This is a genomic window from Rickettsiales bacterium (assembly GCA_035765535.1).
Taxonomy (GTDB): domain Bacteria; phylum Pseudomonadota; class Alphaproteobacteria; order Rickettsiales; family JABCZZ01; genus JABCZZ01.
Genome location: DASTXE010000006.1, coordinates 281,119 through 300,096 on the forward strand (window position 1 = coordinate 281,119; position 18,978 = coordinate 300,096).

General features: G+C 49.2%; 18 protein-coding genes. 11 read left to right on the forward strand and 7 right to left on the reverse strand.

Annotated features, from left to right (window positions below):
- Window positions 1–56 precede the first annotated feature (56 nt).
- Window positions 57–2,165, forward strand: a complete 2,109-nt coding sequence (locus VFT64_09975; GenBank protein ID HEU5048155.1) for a tetratricopeptide repeat protein — start codon at window positions 57–59, stop codon at window positions 2,163–2,165.
- Window position 2,166: 1 nt separating this feature from the next.
- Here VFT64_09975 and VFT64_09980 read toward each other — a convergent pair whose 3' ends face one another.
- Window positions 2,167–2,727 carry a hypothetical protein gene (locus VFT64_09980; GenBank protein ID HEU5048156.1) on the reverse strand — a complete coding sequence of 187 codons (561 nt, stop codon included), beginning with the start codon at window positions 2,725–2,727 and terminating at the stop codon, window positions 2,167–2,169.
- 275 nt (window positions 2,728–3,002) lie between these two features.
- Between VFT64_09980 and VFT64_09985 the strand changes: the two genes are divergently transcribed.
- Both VFT64_09985 and phaZ read left to right on the forward strand, forming a co-directional pair.
- Window positions 3,003–4,712 (forward strand): methyl-accepting chemotaxis protein, encoded by a 1,710-nt coding sequence (locus VFT64_09985; GenBank protein HEU5048157.1) that lies wholly within the window; start codon window positions 3,003–3,005, stop codon window positions 4,710–4,712.
- A gap of 97 nt (window positions 4,713–4,809) precedes the next feature.
- Complete coding sequence (gene phaZ, locus VFT64_09990) at window positions 4,810–6,126, forward strand: polyhydroxyalkanoate depolymerase (protein ID HEU5048158.1); 1,317 nt, start codon at window positions 4,810–4,812, stop codon at window positions 6,124–6,126.
- Here phaZ and VFT64_09995 read toward each other — a convergent pair.
- The 3 genes from VFT64_09995 to VFT64_10005 all read right to left on the reverse strand — a co-directional run bounded on the left by VFT64_09995 (window position 6,123) and on the right by VFT64_10005 (window position 9,446).
- Complete coding sequence (locus VFT64_09995) at window positions 6,123–6,779, reverse strand: hypothetical protein (protein ID HEU5048159.1); 657 nt, start codon at window positions 6,777–6,779, stop codon at window positions 6,123–6,125. The two genes, phaZ and VFT64_09995, sit on opposite strands and share 4 nt — an antisense overlap.
- Window positions 6,780–6,855: 76 nt before the next feature.
- Window positions 6,856–8,895, reverse strand: a complete 2,040-nt coding sequence (locus VFT64_10000) for a TonB-dependent receptor (protein HEU5048160.1) — start codon at window positions 8,893–8,895, stop codon at window positions 6,856–6,858.
- Window positions 8,892–9,446: a hypothetical protein gene (locus tag VFT64_10005; protein HEU5048161.1), complete on the reverse strand. Its 555-nt coding sequence runs from the start codon at window positions 9,444–9,446 to the stop codon at window positions 8,892–8,894. The genes VFT64_10000 and VFT64_10005 overlap by 4 nt, the downstream gene beginning before the upstream one ends.
- Window positions 9,447–9,829: 383 nt before the next feature.
- Between VFT64_10005 and VFT64_10010 the strand changes: the two genes are divergently transcribed.
- Genes VFT64_10010 through VFT64_10035 form a run of 6 tightly spaced genes read left to right on the forward strand, consistent with a single transcriptional unit; the run spans window position 9,830 to window position 15,149 of the window.
- Window positions 9,830–12,049 carry an ATP-binding protein gene (locus VFT64_10010; protein HEU5048162.1) on the forward strand — a complete coding sequence of 740 codons (2,220 nt, stop codon included), beginning with the start codon at window positions 9,830–9,832 and terminating at the stop codon, window positions 12,047–12,049.
- Window positions 12,050–12,077: 28 nt separating this feature from the next.
- Window positions 12,078–12,533: a response regulator gene (locus tag VFT64_10015; GenBank protein ID HEU5048163.1), complete on the forward strand. Its 456-nt coding sequence runs from the start codon at window positions 12,078–12,080 to the stop codon at window positions 12,531–12,533.
- 23 nt (window positions 12,534–12,556) lie between these two features.
- The gene (locus VFT64_10020) at window positions 12,557–12,994 is read left to right on the forward strand and encodes a response regulator (protein HEU5048164.1); all 438 of its coding nucleotides are present in this window, start codon (window positions 12,557–12,559) and stop codon (window positions 12,992–12,994) included.
- A 22-nt stretch (window positions 12,995–13,016) separates the two neighbouring features.
- Window positions 13,017–13,493, forward strand: a complete 477-nt coding sequence (locus tag VFT64_10025) for a response regulator (protein HEU5048165.1) — start codon at window positions 13,017–13,019, stop codon at window positions 13,491–13,493.
- Between the two features lie 5 nt (window positions 13,494–13,498).
- A complete protein-coding gene (locus tag VFT64_10030) occupies window positions 13,499–14,218 on the forward strand; it encodes an ATP-binding protein (GenBank protein ID HEU5048166.1) in 720 nt (239 codons plus the stop codon).
- A 16-nt stretch (window positions 14,219–14,234) separates the two neighbouring features.
- The gene (locus VFT64_10035) at window positions 14,235–15,149 is read left to right on the forward strand and encodes a GGDEF domain-containing response regulator (GenBank protein HEU5048167.1); all 915 of its coding nucleotides are present in this window, start codon (window positions 14,235–14,237) and stop codon (window positions 15,147–15,149) included.
- Between the two features lies 1 nt (window position 15,150).
- On the opposite strand, the gene VFT64_10040 is transcribed toward VFT64_10035, so the two are convergent.
- From VFT64_10040 to VFT64_10050, 3 genes are read right to left on the reverse strand one after another with little or no spacing between them, the layout of a single operon-like run.
- Window positions 15,151–15,747, reverse strand: coding sequence for a hypothetical protein (locus VFT64_10040; protein ID HEU5048168.1), 597 nt, complete (start codon window positions 15,745–15,747; stop codon window positions 15,151–15,153).
- Window positions 15,744–16,427: an HTTM domain-containing protein gene (locus VFT64_10045; GenBank protein HEU5048169.1), complete on the reverse strand. Its 684-nt coding sequence runs from the start codon at window positions 16,425–16,427 to the stop codon at window positions 15,744–15,746. The genes VFT64_10040 and VFT64_10045 overlap by 4 nt, the downstream gene beginning before the upstream one ends.
- Window positions 16,424–16,837, reverse strand: coding sequence for a hypothetical protein (locus VFT64_10050; protein HEU5048170.1), 414 nt, complete (start codon window positions 16,835–16,837; stop codon window positions 16,424–16,426). Before VFT64_10050 ends, VFT64_10045 begins: the two co-directional genes overlap by 4 nt.
- A gap of 95 nt (window positions 16,838–16,932) precedes the next feature.
- Between VFT64_10050 and VFT64_10055 the strand changes: the two genes are divergently transcribed.
- Together VFT64_10055 and VFT64_10060 are read left to right on the forward strand one after the other, a co-directional pair.
- Complete coding sequence (locus tag VFT64_10055) at window positions 16,933–17,385, forward strand: hypothetical protein (GenBank protein HEU5048171.1); 453 nt, start codon at window positions 16,933–16,935, stop codon at window positions 17,383–17,385.
- A gap of 111 nt (window positions 17,386–17,496) precedes the next feature.
- Complete coding sequence (locus VFT64_10060; protein ID HEU5048172.1) at window positions 17,497–18,960, forward strand: recombinase family protein; 1,464 nt, start codon at window positions 17,497–17,499, stop codon at window positions 18,958–18,960.
- The last annotated feature ends 18 nt before the right edge of the window (window positions 18,961–18,978 follow it).

Below are 18,978 nucleotides of genomic sequence, written 5' to 3' on the forward strand. Positions count from 1 at the left end.
ATACTGGCATACAGTGTATTTTGGCGATAAAATGAAATGGAATAGAGAACATACGCATGAAAAAACAGAAGAATAAGCACTCTATATCCCAACCGGCCATACAACCTGAAATAGCGCACGCCCTTCTTTCACGGGGCGTGGAGTTGCATCAGGCAGGCAATCTTAACGAGGCGGAAGCGATTTATAGCGAGCTGCTGGCCTCATACCCGCAGGATGCGCAATTGCTTTATCTGTTGGGCAGAGTCCACATCCAGCGCGGAAACCGAGACGAAGGCATCCGCCTGTTCAGCAAAGCGCTCTCCGCCAATCCCAATTATGCCAAAGCCTATAACAGCCGTGGTCTTGCTTACGCAGAACAGAATCTCACGGATAAAGCCATGGCAGATTACACAAAGGCCATTGCACTTGATCCCGCTTACGCAGATGCCTATAGCAACCGGGGGCTGCTGTTTTATAACCGGAAACAATATGACGAAGCACTGGCAGATTTTGATAAAGGTATCGCTGCCGCCCCCAATCATGCGCAGCTCTATAACAATCGTGGGCTGGTCTTATATGTTTTAAGCCGCTTCGATGCAGCAAAAGCCGATTACGATCACGCGCTCGCCTTGAATCCTGCTTACGCCGATCCCTACAGAAACCGTGGATTGCTGCTGAGCTATCTGAAACGCTATGAGGAAGCACTGGCCGACTATACCAAAGCCGCATCACTCGCAAACCATGCTGACACGCATAGCAATCGCGGGCTATTGCTGTATAAGCTCGGCCGTTATGAAGAAGCCAAAGAGGCCTATGATACCGTTATAAGCCTTACTCCCCGGGAACCGCAGGGCTACAGTAACCGGGGCCTCACCTGGTATCAGCTTAAAAAATACGATGAAGCACTGGCGGATTATAACAAAGCCATTGCACTCGATTCCAGCTATGCGGATGCCTATAATAACCGTGGCCTGCTCTCCTACAAACTGAAGCATTATGATGAAGCGTTGGCCGATTATAATAAAGCCCTCACACGTAATCCGAATTTTGCCGACGCTTATAACAATCGCGGCACCGTCCTGTTTCACCAACGCCAATATAATGAAGCACTTCCCGACTTCGACCGCGCCCTGAGCCTCAACCCCACCCACACTTCCGCATGCAATAACCGCGGAATCACACTCTTTCGTCTGAAACGCTATGACGAAGCACTGGCTGATTACGAGCGGGCCATTGCGATCGATCCCACTTACGCAGATGCCTACTGGAACAAAGGAAACCTTCTGCTCTTACGCGGAGAATATGAACAAGGCTGGCCCCTCTATGAATGGCGCTGGAAGAATAGCGATACGGAAGCTCCCCGTACATTCCCTGTACCTTTATGGCTGGGGGAAGAAGACCTGAATGGCAAAACCATTCTGCTGCACGCGGAACAGGGATTCGGTGACACGATCCAGTTCTGCCGTTACGCAGCACTGCTCGAAGAACAAGGCGCAAAGGTGATTCTGGAAGTGCAGAAACCGCTGGTTCCCTTGCTCGCCCGGCTTGAAGGTTCCTGCAAGGTAGTGGCACAAGGCGAAGTCCATGAAGGATTTGACTTTCACTGCCCCATCATGAGCCTGCCGCTGGCCTGCAAAACGTCTCTGGCCATTATCCCTGCTACTATCCCTTATTTATCCGCCGATCCGCAGAACCTGAAAACCTGGCAGAACAGCCTGGGTCAAAAAACAAAGCCAAGAATCGGCCTTGTCTGGTCGGGTTCCGCCACCCATGCCAATGATGGCAATCGCAGCATTCCGCTACAGATGCTGGCGCCACTGCTGGAATGCGATGCCGAATATCATATTCTCCAGAAAGATTTCCGCAAGGAAGATGCCGAGTATCTGGCGCAGACTTCCATGATTTCGCATGCAGATAATATCCATGACTTTCTGGATACGGCATCGCTCATTGCGGAAATGGATCTGGTTATTTCAGTGGATACTTCCGTGGCGCATCTGGCCGGAGCCATGGGAAAGAGATTATGGCTGCTGCTGCCCTTCGTGCCGGACTTCCGGTGGCTGGAAGATCGCACTTACAGCCCTTGGTATCCCACCGCGCATTTGTTCCGGCAACACAATATCAATGACTGGGGAAGTGTGATCGTCGAAGTAAAAACGGCGCTGGAGAAGTTCCTCAACAACTGAACTATGATTTAATCGCCTTCATCGTAATCTTATACTCGCTCACCACATTATTTTTCTCACGGATTGCAACCAGCAAATCTTCCATGGAAATTTTTTTCTCATTGAAGATCTGATGATAAGAAGGGTCCAGCACCTGCTCCACGTTCAGGATCTCAAAATCGACATTGAGATAAAGCCCCAGCGGTGTATTCGCCGCACCCGTCTTCTGCCACTCTTTATTCAAGGCTTTGCAGAAAAGACTCAGCAGCGCCGGTGTAATTATTCGTACATGGGTCGGATCGTTGATGAAATTATCATGCCTGGGATGGGGCACATTGATATTGATAATGGCCCCGTCTGCGCAGATACGATATAGCTCCTTAATAATCCCAAGAAATACCTCGGCTGAAGCGCCCATATGCTCAAGTGAGTGATTGAACAGCACCTCTGTCACCGAACCTGTTTCCCACGCCCAGGGTAACGCCTCCAGGTTGCAGACAATATCCGGGCTGCATTCCGCAAACATATCGACATTGATAAAACCTTCCAGTTTCCGGCTGCCGCATCCCAGATTCAGTTTCATAATCGTTCCTGCTAAATGATTGTTTTGCCTTAAAAGACAATTTACAAAATCTTACGAATCTGGCTATATAAAAATACTCTCCCTTATTATAAGCAGTATTATGAACTGATCCGCCCCATTCCTAACCGGGTGGTATTTTTACAACCACCCGGGATTTATGCTTTAAACAGAACATCGGGTCGCATTTCAGACCTGTTTTTACTATATTTTTTTGTTTTCCATTCCTATACTAATAAGCTGCTCGGCGTATCCGATCCCCAACCTAGGAGCTTGCTATGTCATGGCTGAATAACCGTAAAATCGTCGTTAAACTCATGCTGCTGGTAACGTTCATGAGCGCCGTCCTGATAGGAGTCGGCACGCTCGGCATACACTCACTTAAGATACTGGACACAAAAGCTAATGACATGGAAGAATCGGCGCAGGAAGCCTTACTCGGTGCCAAGTTGATCCAGAATATTCTGATGATCGAAAAGCTGAAGTTTCACATGGTGGCTGATCCCAGCCCGCAATCCATAGCCGATACACAGACTTCTATCCAGAACGAAGCGAAAAAGTTCGAGGATTTTGTAACGACGCTGGAAAAATCATCGGATAATGACCAGCATAACGCACTGGAGAAAATCCGGCAGGATTATGAAAAATATATGCTTGCTCTCAAAGAAGCGGGCGATGAAGCAGCTAAATTAAAGAATTTTACGCTTTCCGCCGAGCAGGAAAAAATAAAACAGGCTGCCCTGAACAGCGATGACGAGTCACAAGCCCTGCAGGCCATTGTAACCGCGTATTCAGATGACTCCATCAAGAATGTATCGAAAGTATCAGACGATATTACCGATGTTTACAATCAGATATCCCGCTCACTTATTGCAGCTCTCATATTGGGCACTTTCGTCGGTGTCATCGTCAGCGGCCTGATGGCGAAGTTTGAGATTGTAAACCCGATCGAAGCTATCGTAAATATCCTGCAGCAACTCGCCAAAGGGCAATTTGATGTGGATATCAAAGGTGCACACCGCAGAGACGAAGTAGGCGATATCGCGCGCACCGCGCTTGTGTTCAAGGAAAGCGGGCTGGAGAAGCTCGAGCTCGAAAAGAAACAGCTGGAAGCGGAAAAACGTGCCGCTGAGGAAAAACGCGCCATGATGCAGAAACTGGCTAACGACTTTGAAGCGGGCATTCAGGAAATCGTCAATACCGTCTCCACGGCTTCGACGGAGCTATACTACACCGCAGAAAACATGAAGAAGACCATTAACACCGTATCCTCGGAATCCGATACAGCTGCAACGGAATCACGCCAAACCTCCGCCAATATGCAGAGCGTCGCCTCCGCCGTGGAGGAAATGTCCGCCTCCATTAAGGAAATCGCCGGGCAGGTTGCCAAATCCTCGACTGTGGTGAACGAAGCAGTGGGTAAAACCACCCACGCGGACAATACCGTCCAGGTGCTGACCCAGAATGTTTCCCAGATCGGCAGCATCTCGGAACTGATCCGGAATATCGCGGGACAAATCAACTTGCTCGCGCTCAATGCCACGATTGAATCCGCCCGCGCAGGAGAAGCTGGCAAAGGCTTTGCCGTAGTGGCTTCCGAAGTCAAAAGCCTCGCAACACAGACATCCAAGGCGACCGGCGAAATCACGGCACAGATTGAAAGCGTCAGGAGCGTTTCAGTCGAGGTTGCCAGTTCATTGAAAGATATTCAGACGGCCGTGAATAATGTTAGCCATTACTCCAGCGGCATTGCATCCGCGGTGGAAGAACAGTCCGCCGCCACAACGGAAATTTCAACCAACGTGAATCAGGCAACAGGGCGCGTCGTCAATATCGATACCAGTGTTTCCTCTATTACCAAAAGCGCCGCAGACGCCAACACCAGTGCACATGAAGTGCTGAGCGCCGCCAAGATGCTTTCCGAACAGTCGGAGCGGCTGAATAAAGAGGTAAAGAATTTCCTGAGCAGCGTGCGGGCGGATGCGTAGCAAAAGCCTCCCTTTATAAGGATAATCCTTCTCCCTATCGAATCTTTACAGGATTCGTGATTTCTTTCTGCAGCTTGTAAGTGCTGCAGGAGTGTACATGTTTCCCATATTAGATAACCGCTATCTTTATCTGGCCGTGAACAACTGGTATAACGCCATGAAGGGGCCCTCTACCTTCTTTAAATTTGCCGCCGACCAATGGGATGAAAAAGTTACACCGCCGCTTTCGCAGCTTCTGGAACAGGATAACGTCCTGACTGCCCTGCTCCGGCGCAGCACTGCGGCAAGGTTCAGGCTATTGCAGCGCCTTACACAGAGCTACCGCAAACCCGCCTTCGGTATCTCTCAGGTAGAAGTTGATGAAAAGACGGTAGCGGTCCATGAGGAAACCGTATTCGAGACCCCGTTCTGCAAATTGCTGCATTTCCGCAAAGAAACTTCTAAGCATATGCCCCGCCTGCTGATGATCGCGCCCATGGCCGGTCATTATGCCACGCTTCTTCGCGACACTGTGCGAGACGCCCTTCCCTGTTTTGATGTTTACGTCACCGACTGGGTCAATGCCCGTGACGTCCCCATTAGCCATGGCGGATTCGACATGGACAGCTATATCGCCACACTGGTGCGCTGCTTCGAATATCTTGCACCGGACTTCCATATTCTGGCGGTCTGCCAGGCTGGCGTTCCTGCCTATGCCGCAGTCTCATTGCTGGAGGATCGCAAGGATGTGCATGAGCTGCTGCCAACTTCCATGACGCTAATGGGCTGTCCCATCAATGTCCGTTGCTCGCCTACTTCGGTAAATAATTTTGCCGCGAAATACGATGAGGACTGGTTTGAGCACATGACGCTTTCCATCGTTCCGGCCGGATATCCGGGAGAGCGCAGGCTGGTCTATCCCGGCTTCATGCAGCTCACCGCGTTTCTGAGCATGAACCCGGAGCGTCATCAGCAATCTATAGCAAATGCCATAGAGCACTATATTGAAGGGAATTTCGAAGGCGAGGAAAAGATCAGTTCTTTCTACGCGGAATATTGCGCTGTGATGGACCTGACAGCCGAATTCTACCTGCAGACCGTGCGCGTGGTATTCCAGGAAGCGTTACTGCCGCAAGGCAAGATGGTATCACGCGGGAAACTTGTGGATCCAAAAGCAATCCGCAAAACTGCCGTTTTCGCCATCGAAGGTGAACGTGATGATATTTGCGGTATAGGCCAGACAAAGGCCGCGCTGGATCTGGCGACCAATTTATCTGATAGTAAGAAGGAATATCTGCTGTTAAAGGATGCCGGGCATTACGGGATTTTTAACGGCCACCGCTTCCGTGAAGAAGTTTTGCCCGCCATGCAGGCATTCATAGCCAGAGCGCAAAACCGCACATCTGTGAACATTAGAAAAATGGAAAATGCTTAAGCTGCACGCCGCGTTTGCACCTGACGAGAAACTGTTTTGGGCGTCAGGCAAATGACACCTACTTTAGGAGTTTCCGTGGGCACTGCAAGCTCATGCGATGACACATCCACCGCAGGCTCTATACCATGAAGCCGTGACGCAAGTTCCGCAAACACTCCCTGCAAGGGCTGCAGCGCGTCTTTCACTCTTTCATCATCGATAAAAATGATGCGCTGCTCATATTCTATCACTTGCTGGGGCTCCGGCGTTGCCTGAGAGGCTTTTTCTGCATCCCTTGCTGTTTTCCGCTGTTCTTCAAACAGACGCTGCTTTTTCTCCAGCTCGCGCTGCTGCGCCGCCAAACGCGCGACAGAAGCATCACGGATAAGGCGTCCGGTATTGCTCTCGCTATCATTCTTACGGTTACTGTTATTTGCGCTGTTGCGCGTATCGCTATGATGGTTGTTATCATTACCCGTGGGCACCCCTGCGATATGCTCCATCGCCAGAATACCGTTCACTGTATCCATGAAAGCTTTATCGGTCCTAAGCTGGCGCACAAGATCTTCAAACAGCTCGTTGGACGCTGCAACATGATTGGCAGCAGGAACTTCCCCCCAATAATCCCCTGCGTAACTGCTGGGTAACTCCGCCGTTGCTGTACCGTAATCCATTACTTCCGCTGCTCCTTATCAAGCAGCCAATATAGCAGCTATAAAGCGCAGGGCGTGTGAATCTTTTATGACATTCCTAATCAAACTTCCCGGTCAGCGTAAATAACACCTGGCGTTCGACCGCAGGGAAAGGACTTTCCTTAATATACTGTCGGTTAACGTTTATGCCTGAAAGGGCAAGAGTATAAGTATCGTTGATATTATACCCGATTCTTCCCCCTAAAGTAGCATAGCCGCTTTGCTCCACCGGAACATTGGTAAGCTGGTTTGCCCGCATCATGTTAGTCGAGGTAACATAGTGGCCGTTCGCATCGAACTCCCATTGCCGCCAGCTATAACCGCCGAGCAGGCGGAAATGATGCTCCGGCGCGGAACCGTTATAATAAAGCAGTGACTCCGCTTGCGCATCGTCATCCACCCGTGAGAGACTATAGCTTGCATCCCAGCGAAAGCCGTCCTTGGTACCTTTTAATTCTATTTCCCCGCCCCATCCCTGACTGTTGCCGACATTGGCAACACTGAACAGGACTGCCGGTGTTCCATTGAAATCCACAACGCCTGGAGAATAAAACGATTTCAGATCCTTATTCTGCTGGTAAAATACCGCAAACCTGGTCGTGGAAAAAATATCGGGGAGCTTCCTGTCATAGCCTAGTTCATAATTTTCAACGATAGTGGGTTCCAGCTTGGGATTGCCGATAATTTCAAACATGGAACCCGGTATGGGGTAATTCTCACCGATACCACTCTCGATCATACTGGGCTGCTGCACGCCGCGCCCATAGGACAAGCGAAATGTATCCATATCCGTCATCTGATATACCAGGCCGGAATTGGCGCTCAGCGTATTGATGTCGTGACCGTAATCGGCATAATTATAATAACTTCCCGGAGGCAATGTTCCCGTTTCCGTCATGTCCATATGATCGAACCGCGCCGCATTGGTCCACGATAATTTATCCGTGATCTGCCATAACCATGTTGCGCTCGGAGCATAATTATTTTCCTGCAATGCTGGCTGCTGCGCAAACACATTGTTAAAACTGTCATTCTCATAGGTCTTGTTACGATACTCAAACCCGATCCGGAATGTATGATGCGCCCCGATACTGAACTGATCCTCGATTTTGCTGACCGCCAGATTCGTGGTGAACGGCAGTTCTCCGCCCGAAAGCGGGGTCAGCAGAAAATCGTCATAGGAACGGTTAAAATAATTATCGTTCACGATCAGACCGTAAGGTGTCTGCCACTGAAACCCTCCACGCAGGGAGTAAGCGGTATAGCGGTCTGCCCCCTCCACATAAGTGGCGGAAGCATAATTCTCCCTGCTGAAGGAATAGGTAAGCTCGGTATTGAACTGCAAATCAGGAGAGACGCGGAAGGCCGAGCGGTTAGAGATATATCGCTTGGACGGGTTCAGCGGAGACTGGTCGATCACAGGGTCACCCGACCAGCTGTTAAACTCATGGGCATTATAACCGCCGACTGAAAATTTCGTCCCTCCCCATTCACCGTTACGGGTCACGGTGGCATCGCCTCCAAAAGTGCTTTCGCTACCCGCATAAACAGAAGCTACATTCTTGTGATCAAACTGCGGGCTATAGGTGACAATATTCACGACCCCGCCGGCGGCATTCGAACCAAATAGCGCTGAAGCTGGCCCTTTAACCACCTCGATCTGCCGGATGTCGTCAATATTGACCGGGATATTATTCCATACCGTACGCGAATAATCGTCCACGAATACCTGCCGCCCATCAACCAGCACGAGGAGCCGGGGCATGCTGGGCTGCTGATATCCGCGCACGCCGACATCGAACCCCGCATAACCCGTCTGCAGAATATCCATTCCCGGCACATACATGCCGATAATCTGGGGGATCTGGCGGCTCCCTGCCTGCCGTATCTGATCGGCAGTAATAATGGTCATATTGGCAGCCACATCGCTGACTCGCTGAGGGGTTCCCGTCGCGCTGGTGGTAACGGGCTCGCCCATAAGCGATTGCAGGGAACCATAATCCATCTCCTGTGCACGCGCGGCGTGACCCGATACGATCATCGCAGCCGTAACAAAAAGAGAAGCGGTAAATAATTTAAATGGGGAACAATGGTTCATATTTTCCTCGCCAACATGACAAACGCCGGGGCAAAACTGATGTGTGATGCTTCCGCCGCAACAGCGCTGTAATAGATGTCTACACGCGGTTTGGTCGCGATACCTATTACGCATTTATTCGCCTGCACGCATGTCATGTCGGCAGACATGGTCAATACGCCTGAAGAAGCAGCAGTTTTACTGATATTATTTAATGCTTCCGCTGAGAGTCCGGTCGCAAGAAAAGCTATTTTCGCAGCGGAAATGGCTTTCATGTCTCCGGCAGGTACAAGCGCGGAAACAACATTAAGCCCACCCGGTACACCGACTCCTGTCCCGATATCCTGCTGAATGATTTTTCCGTCCGCTTCGGAACTCGGATTGGACGGATCATAGACAACCGCTACCGTCACTTTCCCCTGCGGCCTGTCATTGACCAGCAGCCAGGTCTTCAACCCGGTAGAAATATCCAGCTGGTCGGTCGCATACGCTACAGAGCAAAAGGCACTAAGACAAAGAATGCCTATGAAAGCGCTCGCCAGTTTTCTGCAGATATTCCCAAAATGAAGCAAATCTATACTCCGGCATGACAAATCACCTGTATCACTACTATCTTGCAATATTAAACAATTCAAGATTGGGGTATAAAGCCACCGGATTTTAATGCGACGAAGTGGCATATATACTACAAATAGCACAAGAATTTTAAGCATCGACATTTTCTGACAAACATTTCTATACAGAAATCCAGTCTCTTTACACCTATACCGGGAAATCTACTGCAGCGTGTCGCGCAGCAAACTATAGCTTCCTAATAATTGAAATTACGTATATAATACAATCTCCAACATGGGCTTGAATATACGTGTGAGGTTCTCCGCCTTGGTAAGCATGTTATATGAAGTCTATGGATATTCTTACGCTGCTTATTTCCTGGCAACCACAAGGGAACATAATGTCCTATTGGGTAAGATTCTCACGGTCGTTAAATATTGCGCTTGTGTCCGCACTGGCCACCGCGATCGGATACGGATTATACGTTCAGCATAAGCAAACAGAGGACACGCAGAAATGGGTGGTGCATACGCATGAAGTCCGGGAGCATATTGAAAAATTTATTGAACGGGCAAACGATATATCGCTGAGTTATAGAGGTTATCTGTTAACCCATGACCGCAATTATCTCTTACGTTACGACAAAGCATTACAGGACGACAACAGCATTCTCGGTGTACGCCATCGCTCCATTATGCAGGAATGGCATATCTTGCATGAGCTGACCGATGACAATTCATACCAGCAATATAACCTGACGCGTCTGGAAAAGGCGACGCAGGATCTGATAGCCTATGCCGCCGCATCCATCATCGCATATGACAAAGACGGCCTGAAAGCGCTGAACGGTCCTCTCGATCTTGTACACGGCAAGCTGATCATGGATGCGATACGCCGTATCACCGAAGAGATGCTAATTGAGGAAGACAGGCTGCTGAAAAGACGCGTGGAAGCTGACGCGGAGGCATTAAAACATACCGAGTATATGACGCTAGGTAGCATTGGACTATTCTATGCCGGAATTACAATATTATTGCTGCTGCTCCACAAAAATATGAGCGAGTTAAAGCGCAAAGGCGACTCCTTATCGGTTATCGTCTCTGTTCAGCGTGAAGTAGCGCATCTGCATCACGATCTGCAGACCGCAATGGATATCATCACCCATCGTATGCAGGCCATCACCAATGCGGGCGGCGGCGTTATTGAAATGCTGGAAGGCGACGAAATGGTTTACCGTGCCGCAAGCGGTGTGGTTGCTCCTTATGTAGGCATGCGTATTAAAGCGCTAGGTAGCCTTTCCGGACTATGCGTACGGGAAAATACTACCCTCAGATGCGATAATACCGAAACGGACGAACGTGTTGATAAGGCTGCATGCCGCAAGCTTGGTGTTGCTTCAATGGTGGTCGTGCCCCTGACACGCGAACAGCAGGCTGTGGGTGTCTTAAAAGTTATGTCCTCGAAAGTGATGGCCTTCAATGAAGAACACGTAACGATACTGCAATTGATGGCAGGCGTGCTTTCCGCGGCACTGAGCGATGCGGTTATAAATGATCGCCTGCGCCAGAGTGAAGAAACATTCCGCGCCGCCATGGAGAGTGCTTCCATTGGAATGGCGCTCGTAAACCCCGATAATACATATAAAGCTGTGAATCCGGCACTGTGCAACCTGCTCGGTTTTACGGAAGAAGAATTCCTAAGCAGCACCGTTCAGGGATTAACGCACTCCGAAGATATAGCGGAAGACCTGGAAAAGACAAACCAGCTTCTGAAAGGAGAAATTTCAAGTTATGAAATGGAAAAACGCTATCTGCACAAGGATGGGCATCAGATATGGGGCCTGCTCAATGCATCTCTTGTACGCAAAGCTGATCATACTCCGCACTACCTCATAAAACAGGTTCAGGATATCACCGCCAAGAAGCAGTTGCTGGCCCAGTTAAACCAGTCTAATGCCCAGTTGAACAGGTTCGCCTATGTCGCCTCTCACGATATGCAGGAACCGCTGCGGATGATGTCGAATTTTGCCGCCCTGATTGAAAGCGAATACGGCAATAAGCTCGATGATGAAGGCAGGGAATACATAAAATTCATCACGGACTCCGCCACCCGCATGCAGAACATGGTTGCAGGATTGCTGGAGTATGCGCGCGTCGGCAAGGACGCCTTCAGGCCGCAGGAAATCAATGTGATGGAAGACCTTGCTTATATTCTCGGAAATCTCTCTCAGGCTATCAAGGATTGCGGCGCACACGTCACTTATGACATGCTTCCCAATATCCAGGGTAATCCTGTGCAGTTTACGAGCCTGCTACAGAATCTGATCAGCAATGGGCTGAAATATCAGGCGCCTGGCACGGCACCTGAGGTTCATATAGGCGTGGAAGATGCCGGAGACTTATGGCAGTTCTCTGTCCGCGATAACGGCATCGGCATGGAGGAAGAGCACACAGCGAAGATATTCGAACCGTTCGTCCGGCTCCATAGCTGGCAAGAATATAAAGGCACCGGTATCGGCCTTTCCGTCTGTAAGGAAATCGTGGAAAATCATGGAGGAAAAATCTGGGTGGAATCCAAACCCGGCGAAGGCAGCACTTTCTATTTCACCATTCCGAAGTGATCTCAGGAATAAACAGGGAAATGAGTTTATGAATCAGCAGGAGAATATATCAGGCAAAAATCGGGTGCTGGAGATATTACTAATTGAGGATAATCCAACCGATGCCTTGCTGACCCGCAAAACTCTCGGCGGTATAAAGCTCGCCAATAATGTCACAGTCGCCGAGGATGGCGATAAGGCGCTCAGTATCCTGCGCCGCGAAAAGCCATACGAATCATCTCCCTCACCAAATGTGATATTACTGGATTTGAACCTGCCTAAAAAAGGCGGCATTGCTATTTTACAGGAACTCAAATCCGATGAGAAATTAAGGCACATCCCTGTTATCATCCTGACCGGGTCGCATACAGAAGCAGATGTCACCAAAACCTATGATCTCTATGCAAGCGGCTATATCGTCAAGCCGATCAATCCGGAAAAATTCACAGATATGATTCGGACATTGATGTGGAACAGGACGATACAGCTTTTTGCCAACGGATAGTGATCAATATCAGGAGGTATGTTATGACCGAAAGACAGATAAGACCCCGTAAAAGACCTGCAGAGATTCTTCTGGTTGAGGACGACCAGAACGATGTGCTTTTGACGAAGAAAGCTTTTGAAGTCCTGGAAATGCCATATATTCTCACCGTGGCAAAAGATGGCGAACAGGCAATGCAGATACTGAATCAGGAAGGTATCTACAGCATGAATAATCCGCCCGATCTTATTCTGCTGGATCTGAGCCTGCCTAAAATGGGCGGCATGGACATATTAAAGCAGATCAAATCGGATCGCTATTTAAGGGATATCCCCGTGGTCATCCTGACAGGCTCGGGCGAGGAGCAGAAAATCTCGCAGGGCTATGATCTTCAGGCCAGCAGCTATATTGTCAAACCTGTAGATTTGAGCAGGCAGCGCATTATTGAAGACTTGATAAGAATAAGGCTATACGGCTCTTAACCTATTGCAAGGAGACTAAGGAATGACAAACATCGAACCAGTCGCAACCAAAGGCAGGCCTGTAGAAATATTGCTGGTGGAGGATAACCCCGGCGATATCCTGCTAACCAGGAAAGCGTTCAAAAGCGCTAAGATCGCCAATAACATCACCATCGCTGAAGATGGTAATAAAGCGCTGGCGATACTGAAACGCGAAGGAGAATATGCTTCGCTGCCGAAAATGGATATTGTATTTCTGGACCTGAATCTCCCCAAGAAAAGCGGCCAGGCGGTACTGGAAGAAATAAAGTCGGACGAGAATTTACGATCCATTCCCGTGGTGATCCTCACCAGTTCCAAGGCAGAACTCGACATCGTCAAAAGCTATAACCTGCATGCCAACAGCTATGTGGTAAAGCCGGTGAATCTGGACAAATTCGTTGAGATTGTACGCAGCCTGGAAGATTTCTGGTTCATGGTCGCCACCCTGCCGGAAAAGAATACAGGAACCGAAGGATAGAATTCATGGAAACCAGCCCCTCCTCACTGGACGCGGAACAACTCGCGAGGGAATTCAAGGAATTCACTTACATCATCTCGCACGACTTCAACGCTCCTTTGCGCGGCGTGGTCGAAATCTCCAAACTGCTCAGGGACGAATATGCCCACAAGCTGGATGAAGAAGGCAATCTCTATGTCAATATGATCCAGCAGGGTGGTGAGAAAATACAGGCCATGCTGGAAAGTCTGCTCGAATATTCACGCATTTCCACTGCTTCCCTTGCCTATTCCCCTGTAGACTGCAACGCACTCCTCGCCGCTTATAAAACAGAGCGTCAGACGCTTCTGGGCATAGAACAGGAAGTGCTTCAGAACGATTCCCTGCCTGCGATCTCAGCCGACGCAAATCAGATCGCCCGCCTTTTCCAGATACTGATTGATAACGGCTTCAAGTTCCACAAACCGGGTACCGTGCCCGAGGTAAAAATATCCGCGCAAAAGCAGGCGGATGCGTGGCAGTTCAGCGTGCAGGATAACGGTATAGGGATCGAGCCTGAATTCCAGCAGGCCGTCTTTCTGCTGTTCCGCAAGCTCCATAGCGATGCCCAGTATCCCGGCACCGGCAGCGGCTTAACCCTTGCAAAAAAGATTGTGGAAAGGCACGGTGGTAAGATATGGGTGGAATCAACCCCGGGAAAAGGAACTACATTCAAATTTACGCTACCGATGAGGATTAAGAGGTAAAAAAGTGCAGCAGAAAGTGAATCTATTACTTATCGACGATGCCCCGACCGACGCGCTGCTGGTGCAAAAAGCCCTGAACGCCATCTCGCCTGACGGATACCATATCCAGTATGCCGCTAACTTACGCGAGGCGCTGCAGTCTCTGTCCGAAAATACGTTCGACATTATTTTGCTGGACCTGCATTTGCCGGATACGATTGAATTCTCCGGCCTTTCCACCATCCAGAACGTGGCGCCCTCCACTCCGGTGATCATCCTGACATCGCTGAAGGATGAAGATATGGCCATGCGCGGAGTTGCCGGCGGCGCACAGGACTATTTGTTCAAAGATAATATTAATGGCCCTGGCATGAAGCGGGCAATCCAGTACGCCGTCCAGCGCAAACAGCTGGAAGGCAATCTGCTGACCAAGGCTAACTTCGATACGCTCACCGGGCTTGCCAACCGCTCATTCTTTGAAAACCGCCTGAATATGGCGTTGGAGAAAAGCAAGCGCCACACCGTAGGCATCGGCGTATTCTTTCTGGACCTCGACCGCTTCAAACAGGTCAACGATACGCTGGGGCATGCTGCCGGGGACGCATTGCTGAAAGCGGTCGCAGAAAGGCTCAAGGAATCCGTCCGCCCTTACGACACCGCAGCGCGCTTCGGCGGGGATGAATTCGCAGTGCTGATGGAAGATATCCCCACCCGGCAGGATTGCGCCACCGTAGCCCAGAAAATCATCCACAAAATCACCGAGCCGTTCAGCATCAATAATCAGGATGTGGAAATCGGCGTGAGTATCGGCATCGCTTTTTACATGAGCGGCGAGAACGAAGGCACTACCTGCGAACTTCTCATGCGTCAATCCGACCTGGCCATGTATGCAGCAAAGAAAGCGGCTGGTAATCTCTTCAGATTCTATAATGAGATAGAAAGCGCCGAATAATTCAGCGTGCTTTACCTTCCTGCATGGCCTTCAGCATCGCCCGCTCTCTTTTATAAAGCTCGGCAATACTCCGCTGTCCATAAGATTCTTCTGCTTTAATACATGCCGTGAGCGCTTCGATATGCACAGCCCTTTGCGCGCTCTCGTGAGTAATGCCAAGCTCCGCCAGCTTCACCCTGTCCTCTACGACAGCCAGCAGCAGGTAAGGATCTTTCGCATAAGCTGCACGTCTTTCCGCCTGCATTTCCTGTGACAGATCTTCCACCAATAGATCCACCAGCTGATCCGCACTTACTCTGGCCGCATAGGGCATTTCGAGTTTGAACAACTGAGCAATTTTGGGATATCCGCAATACTCCGCGTATTTCACGCAATCATCCAGCACCGCTAAATGGATAGATTTATGTTCACTGACTTTGGTAATACCCAGTTCCCTGCGCCGCACTTCATCCTCTGCGACCGGTAGCAGCGTTTCAGGATTGCTTACATAAGCCGCCCGTCTCTTTTCCTGCTCTTCCGCGCTGAATCCCTCCACCAGCAGCTCGATCAGCTTTCTGGTGCCGTCATTCAGACTCGCGTAATCGTTCCTATAGCTCATCCGCCAATACGCTCCTGAAACCACAGAATAGACGGATAAGCCGCAAGCCATATCCAGAAAAACCTGTTCAGACCAAACAGACACGCATTGGCAAAGTGAAAAGCTGCGGCAACAACCAAACCTGCAATAAGCGTAACATGCGTCAGCAATGTCAGGGGAAACGACAGCTCAAACAGCATGACCGCCCATGACATAACCAGCAGTAGCTTCGGCCGGTGTGCCCATCCTCGCAAAGATTCACTGACCGGATAGGCCGAGAACCGGAACACATCCTGAAGCGCTCGCCCCTTACGCCACTCGGGGTTCACAATCTTGACCCAGCCCGCAATGAAATAAGACAGCACGCATTGCAGCGCCAGATACCCAAACGCATATTCCTTCCATTGCAGCACCGGCATGAAATGGACGCATATCAGACAGAACAGAATAAGCAGGCTCATACGGTCGCTGCCGCCATTATAAGGCCCGTGAAAACGCCTGAGGATAAACAGCGCCAGCACACCGAGGCCAAGGCACATCCATGCAGGCTGAATCCCCAGCAGCAGCAACGCGCTCAAGACAATACGAAACAGAAACAACCGCCGCTCATCCTGCGGAGCATGCAGATGCTCAACACTCTGCTGCAGGAACGCCAGCGCGAGCAATATTTCCGTAATGCGGACAGCAAACGCCAGACTCATACGCCTCCGCCCGCCACCGGATAAACAGGCGAAACAAATGTCACTTCTTTCTGTAACCGCTCCCCTTCCCTGTGAATAAACACCAGCCTGAACTGCAGGCGATCCGCTTGCGTGCCGTCTTTTATGAATTGGGTTCTGATCCGATCGGCAATCGCTCGCGCACAATGCGCCTCACCGTCATGCAAAAGCCGCTCGGCACAACTGACCATAAATAACGACTCATTCCAGCGCGGATTCCAGAACAGGCGCTTTAACATGCTGCCCAAAGAAAGATAGGCAGGCCGTGGGCAAAACTCCCGCCACTCGCCAGCACCAGCCCTGAACTCAACACGCGGCGAAGCGGCAATCCTATCGAAAAAACGCCAGGAAGGGACAAGTGCGGGCAACAGTAATTTAACAGTCTCCAACATAGCTGTATTCGCCTAACAATCCGGAACAATTTCAGTGACGATTTTTATAATAGCGCTAAAATGACAGCAAACAAATTCACTTAGAAAAGATTTTTATGCCCATTGACCAGACAAAGGTTGAAGAATTAGTTGCTGCACTGGGAGGAGCAGATCGATTGAGGACCGTCGAGGAGGCCTCACGATATCTACCATCGGGCCCCTGGCGTACCCGAAATCAATTTGGTCAAATAAGTAGTGGGGATTTTAGCGGAAGGCCCTATACATTTCCTACAATGTGTCTCGTATCTGGCGATCATAATTATACCCGTCCTACATCTGGAGGAAATCCAGCTGACGAATTGGTACGCCTGGCACATCAGGCAGGATTAAGATGTGATCTGGTTTCTAAAGATATAGGGATACGCACAGCAGATGAACTATACAGAAGCGGAACTTGGCATTTATGTATTTACGGTGCAGAAGGTGAAGGTCGCGCTGCAATGGAAGCCTTTAAAGCCGCAGGCGTGGAAAGCGCCCAAACTGTTCTTGAAGGGCGCGGAAAAGCGTAACTATCCCGATTGGTGTGCCCTAGTGGACACGTTGCGAACTAGTCATTATCAGGATATCATTTCTCTGTCACCTACTCTACAGACAATACAACAATTCCTTGTAGCCTGATAATGAACGAAGAAATTAAGAACATTGAGTTATCGGTAGAACAACGGGATACAGCAGCTCTTATTAAAAACTTACTGGGTCAGACCATGGCTGATCGGTATGTAGATGTTTGTCGGTTATCTACCGGAGACCTTGAACTTCGTGTTTCTGCACCCATAGCCGCACAGACCGCTAAACTCAAAGAATACTGCCAGCGTAAGAATCTTGACATTTTAAAGGTGTTTGAAATTACCGAAAGCTCTACCGTAGGTAATAGGAAGAAATTCAAGGAAATGCTGGCCTTTGCTAAAGAAACCTACGCCAAAACACATAAACGCCTTGCCATTATTGTAGACGCAGTTGACAGACTAATGCGCAATTTCACTGAGCAGCCTGTACTCAATGACCTTATAAACCAAGATATAATAGAACTGCACTTCGCACGCACAGGAGGCATTGTGCATAAGGACTCCAACTCTAATGATAGACTTATGTGGAATATCCAGATCGTGATGGCTCAAAATTTTGTGGATTCACTCAAGGACAATGTAAAGCGCAGTATTGATTATAAAATCAAGAAAGGGGAATACATATCACAAGCACCAATAGGCTATCTAAATGTGCCTAAGCAGCAGCGGATGAAAGCGGATATTATTTTAGATGAGACACGTTGTTTTTTAATTAAGCGCCTGTTTCAAGAGTACGCTACAGGAGCTTATACGCTTGGTGATATGACTACCTTTGCTAAAAAATGGGGCATACGCAGTAAAAACGGTAATATCCTTCTTAAATCTCATATCCATCGCATTTTACAAGACCCTTTTTATATCGGACATATGACTATCAAAGGGCAAACCTACCCCCATAACTATCCGCACATTGTTGATGAAGGTACTTTCAATAAGTGCCAGCAAGTACGTGAAGCAGCCAACAAAAAACCTTTCAAATATGCAGATAAACCCTTCCTGTTTCGTGGCCTAGTTAAGTGCAAAGACTGTGGCTGCTCATATTCTAGCTATGCCAAAAAAGGCTACGTGTACCTACGACCTACCAAGTCGCAGGGTATATGCAAGTGCATCCCCATGCGTGAAGAAGTGGTTTTAAATCAGCTTACAAGCGTATTTAAGGCTATTCGTGTTCCTGAACTTTTGCTTACACAAATTGGAAAACATCTAAAAGCAACACATGCAGCCAAAGAAGCATATCAAGCTCAACTTATAGATGGTTTACGCAGGGAATATGACAGCATCAAAAACAAATTAGATCGGCTGGTTGATTTATTGATTGAACAGAGTATTACACAGAGCATATACGACACAAAAGTGCAGACACTCAAACAGCGACAACAGGAAATAGATTTTCAGCTTTCGGGCCACACCAAAGCGGATGAAAGCTTTTACTATACGCTGTCAGCCTTGCTTGAGCTAACCTCGCGTGCGTATGATGCTTTGAGCGTTCGCACATGGATCAAAAGCGTAAGCTTATAGGTTTTGTATTTGCGAACT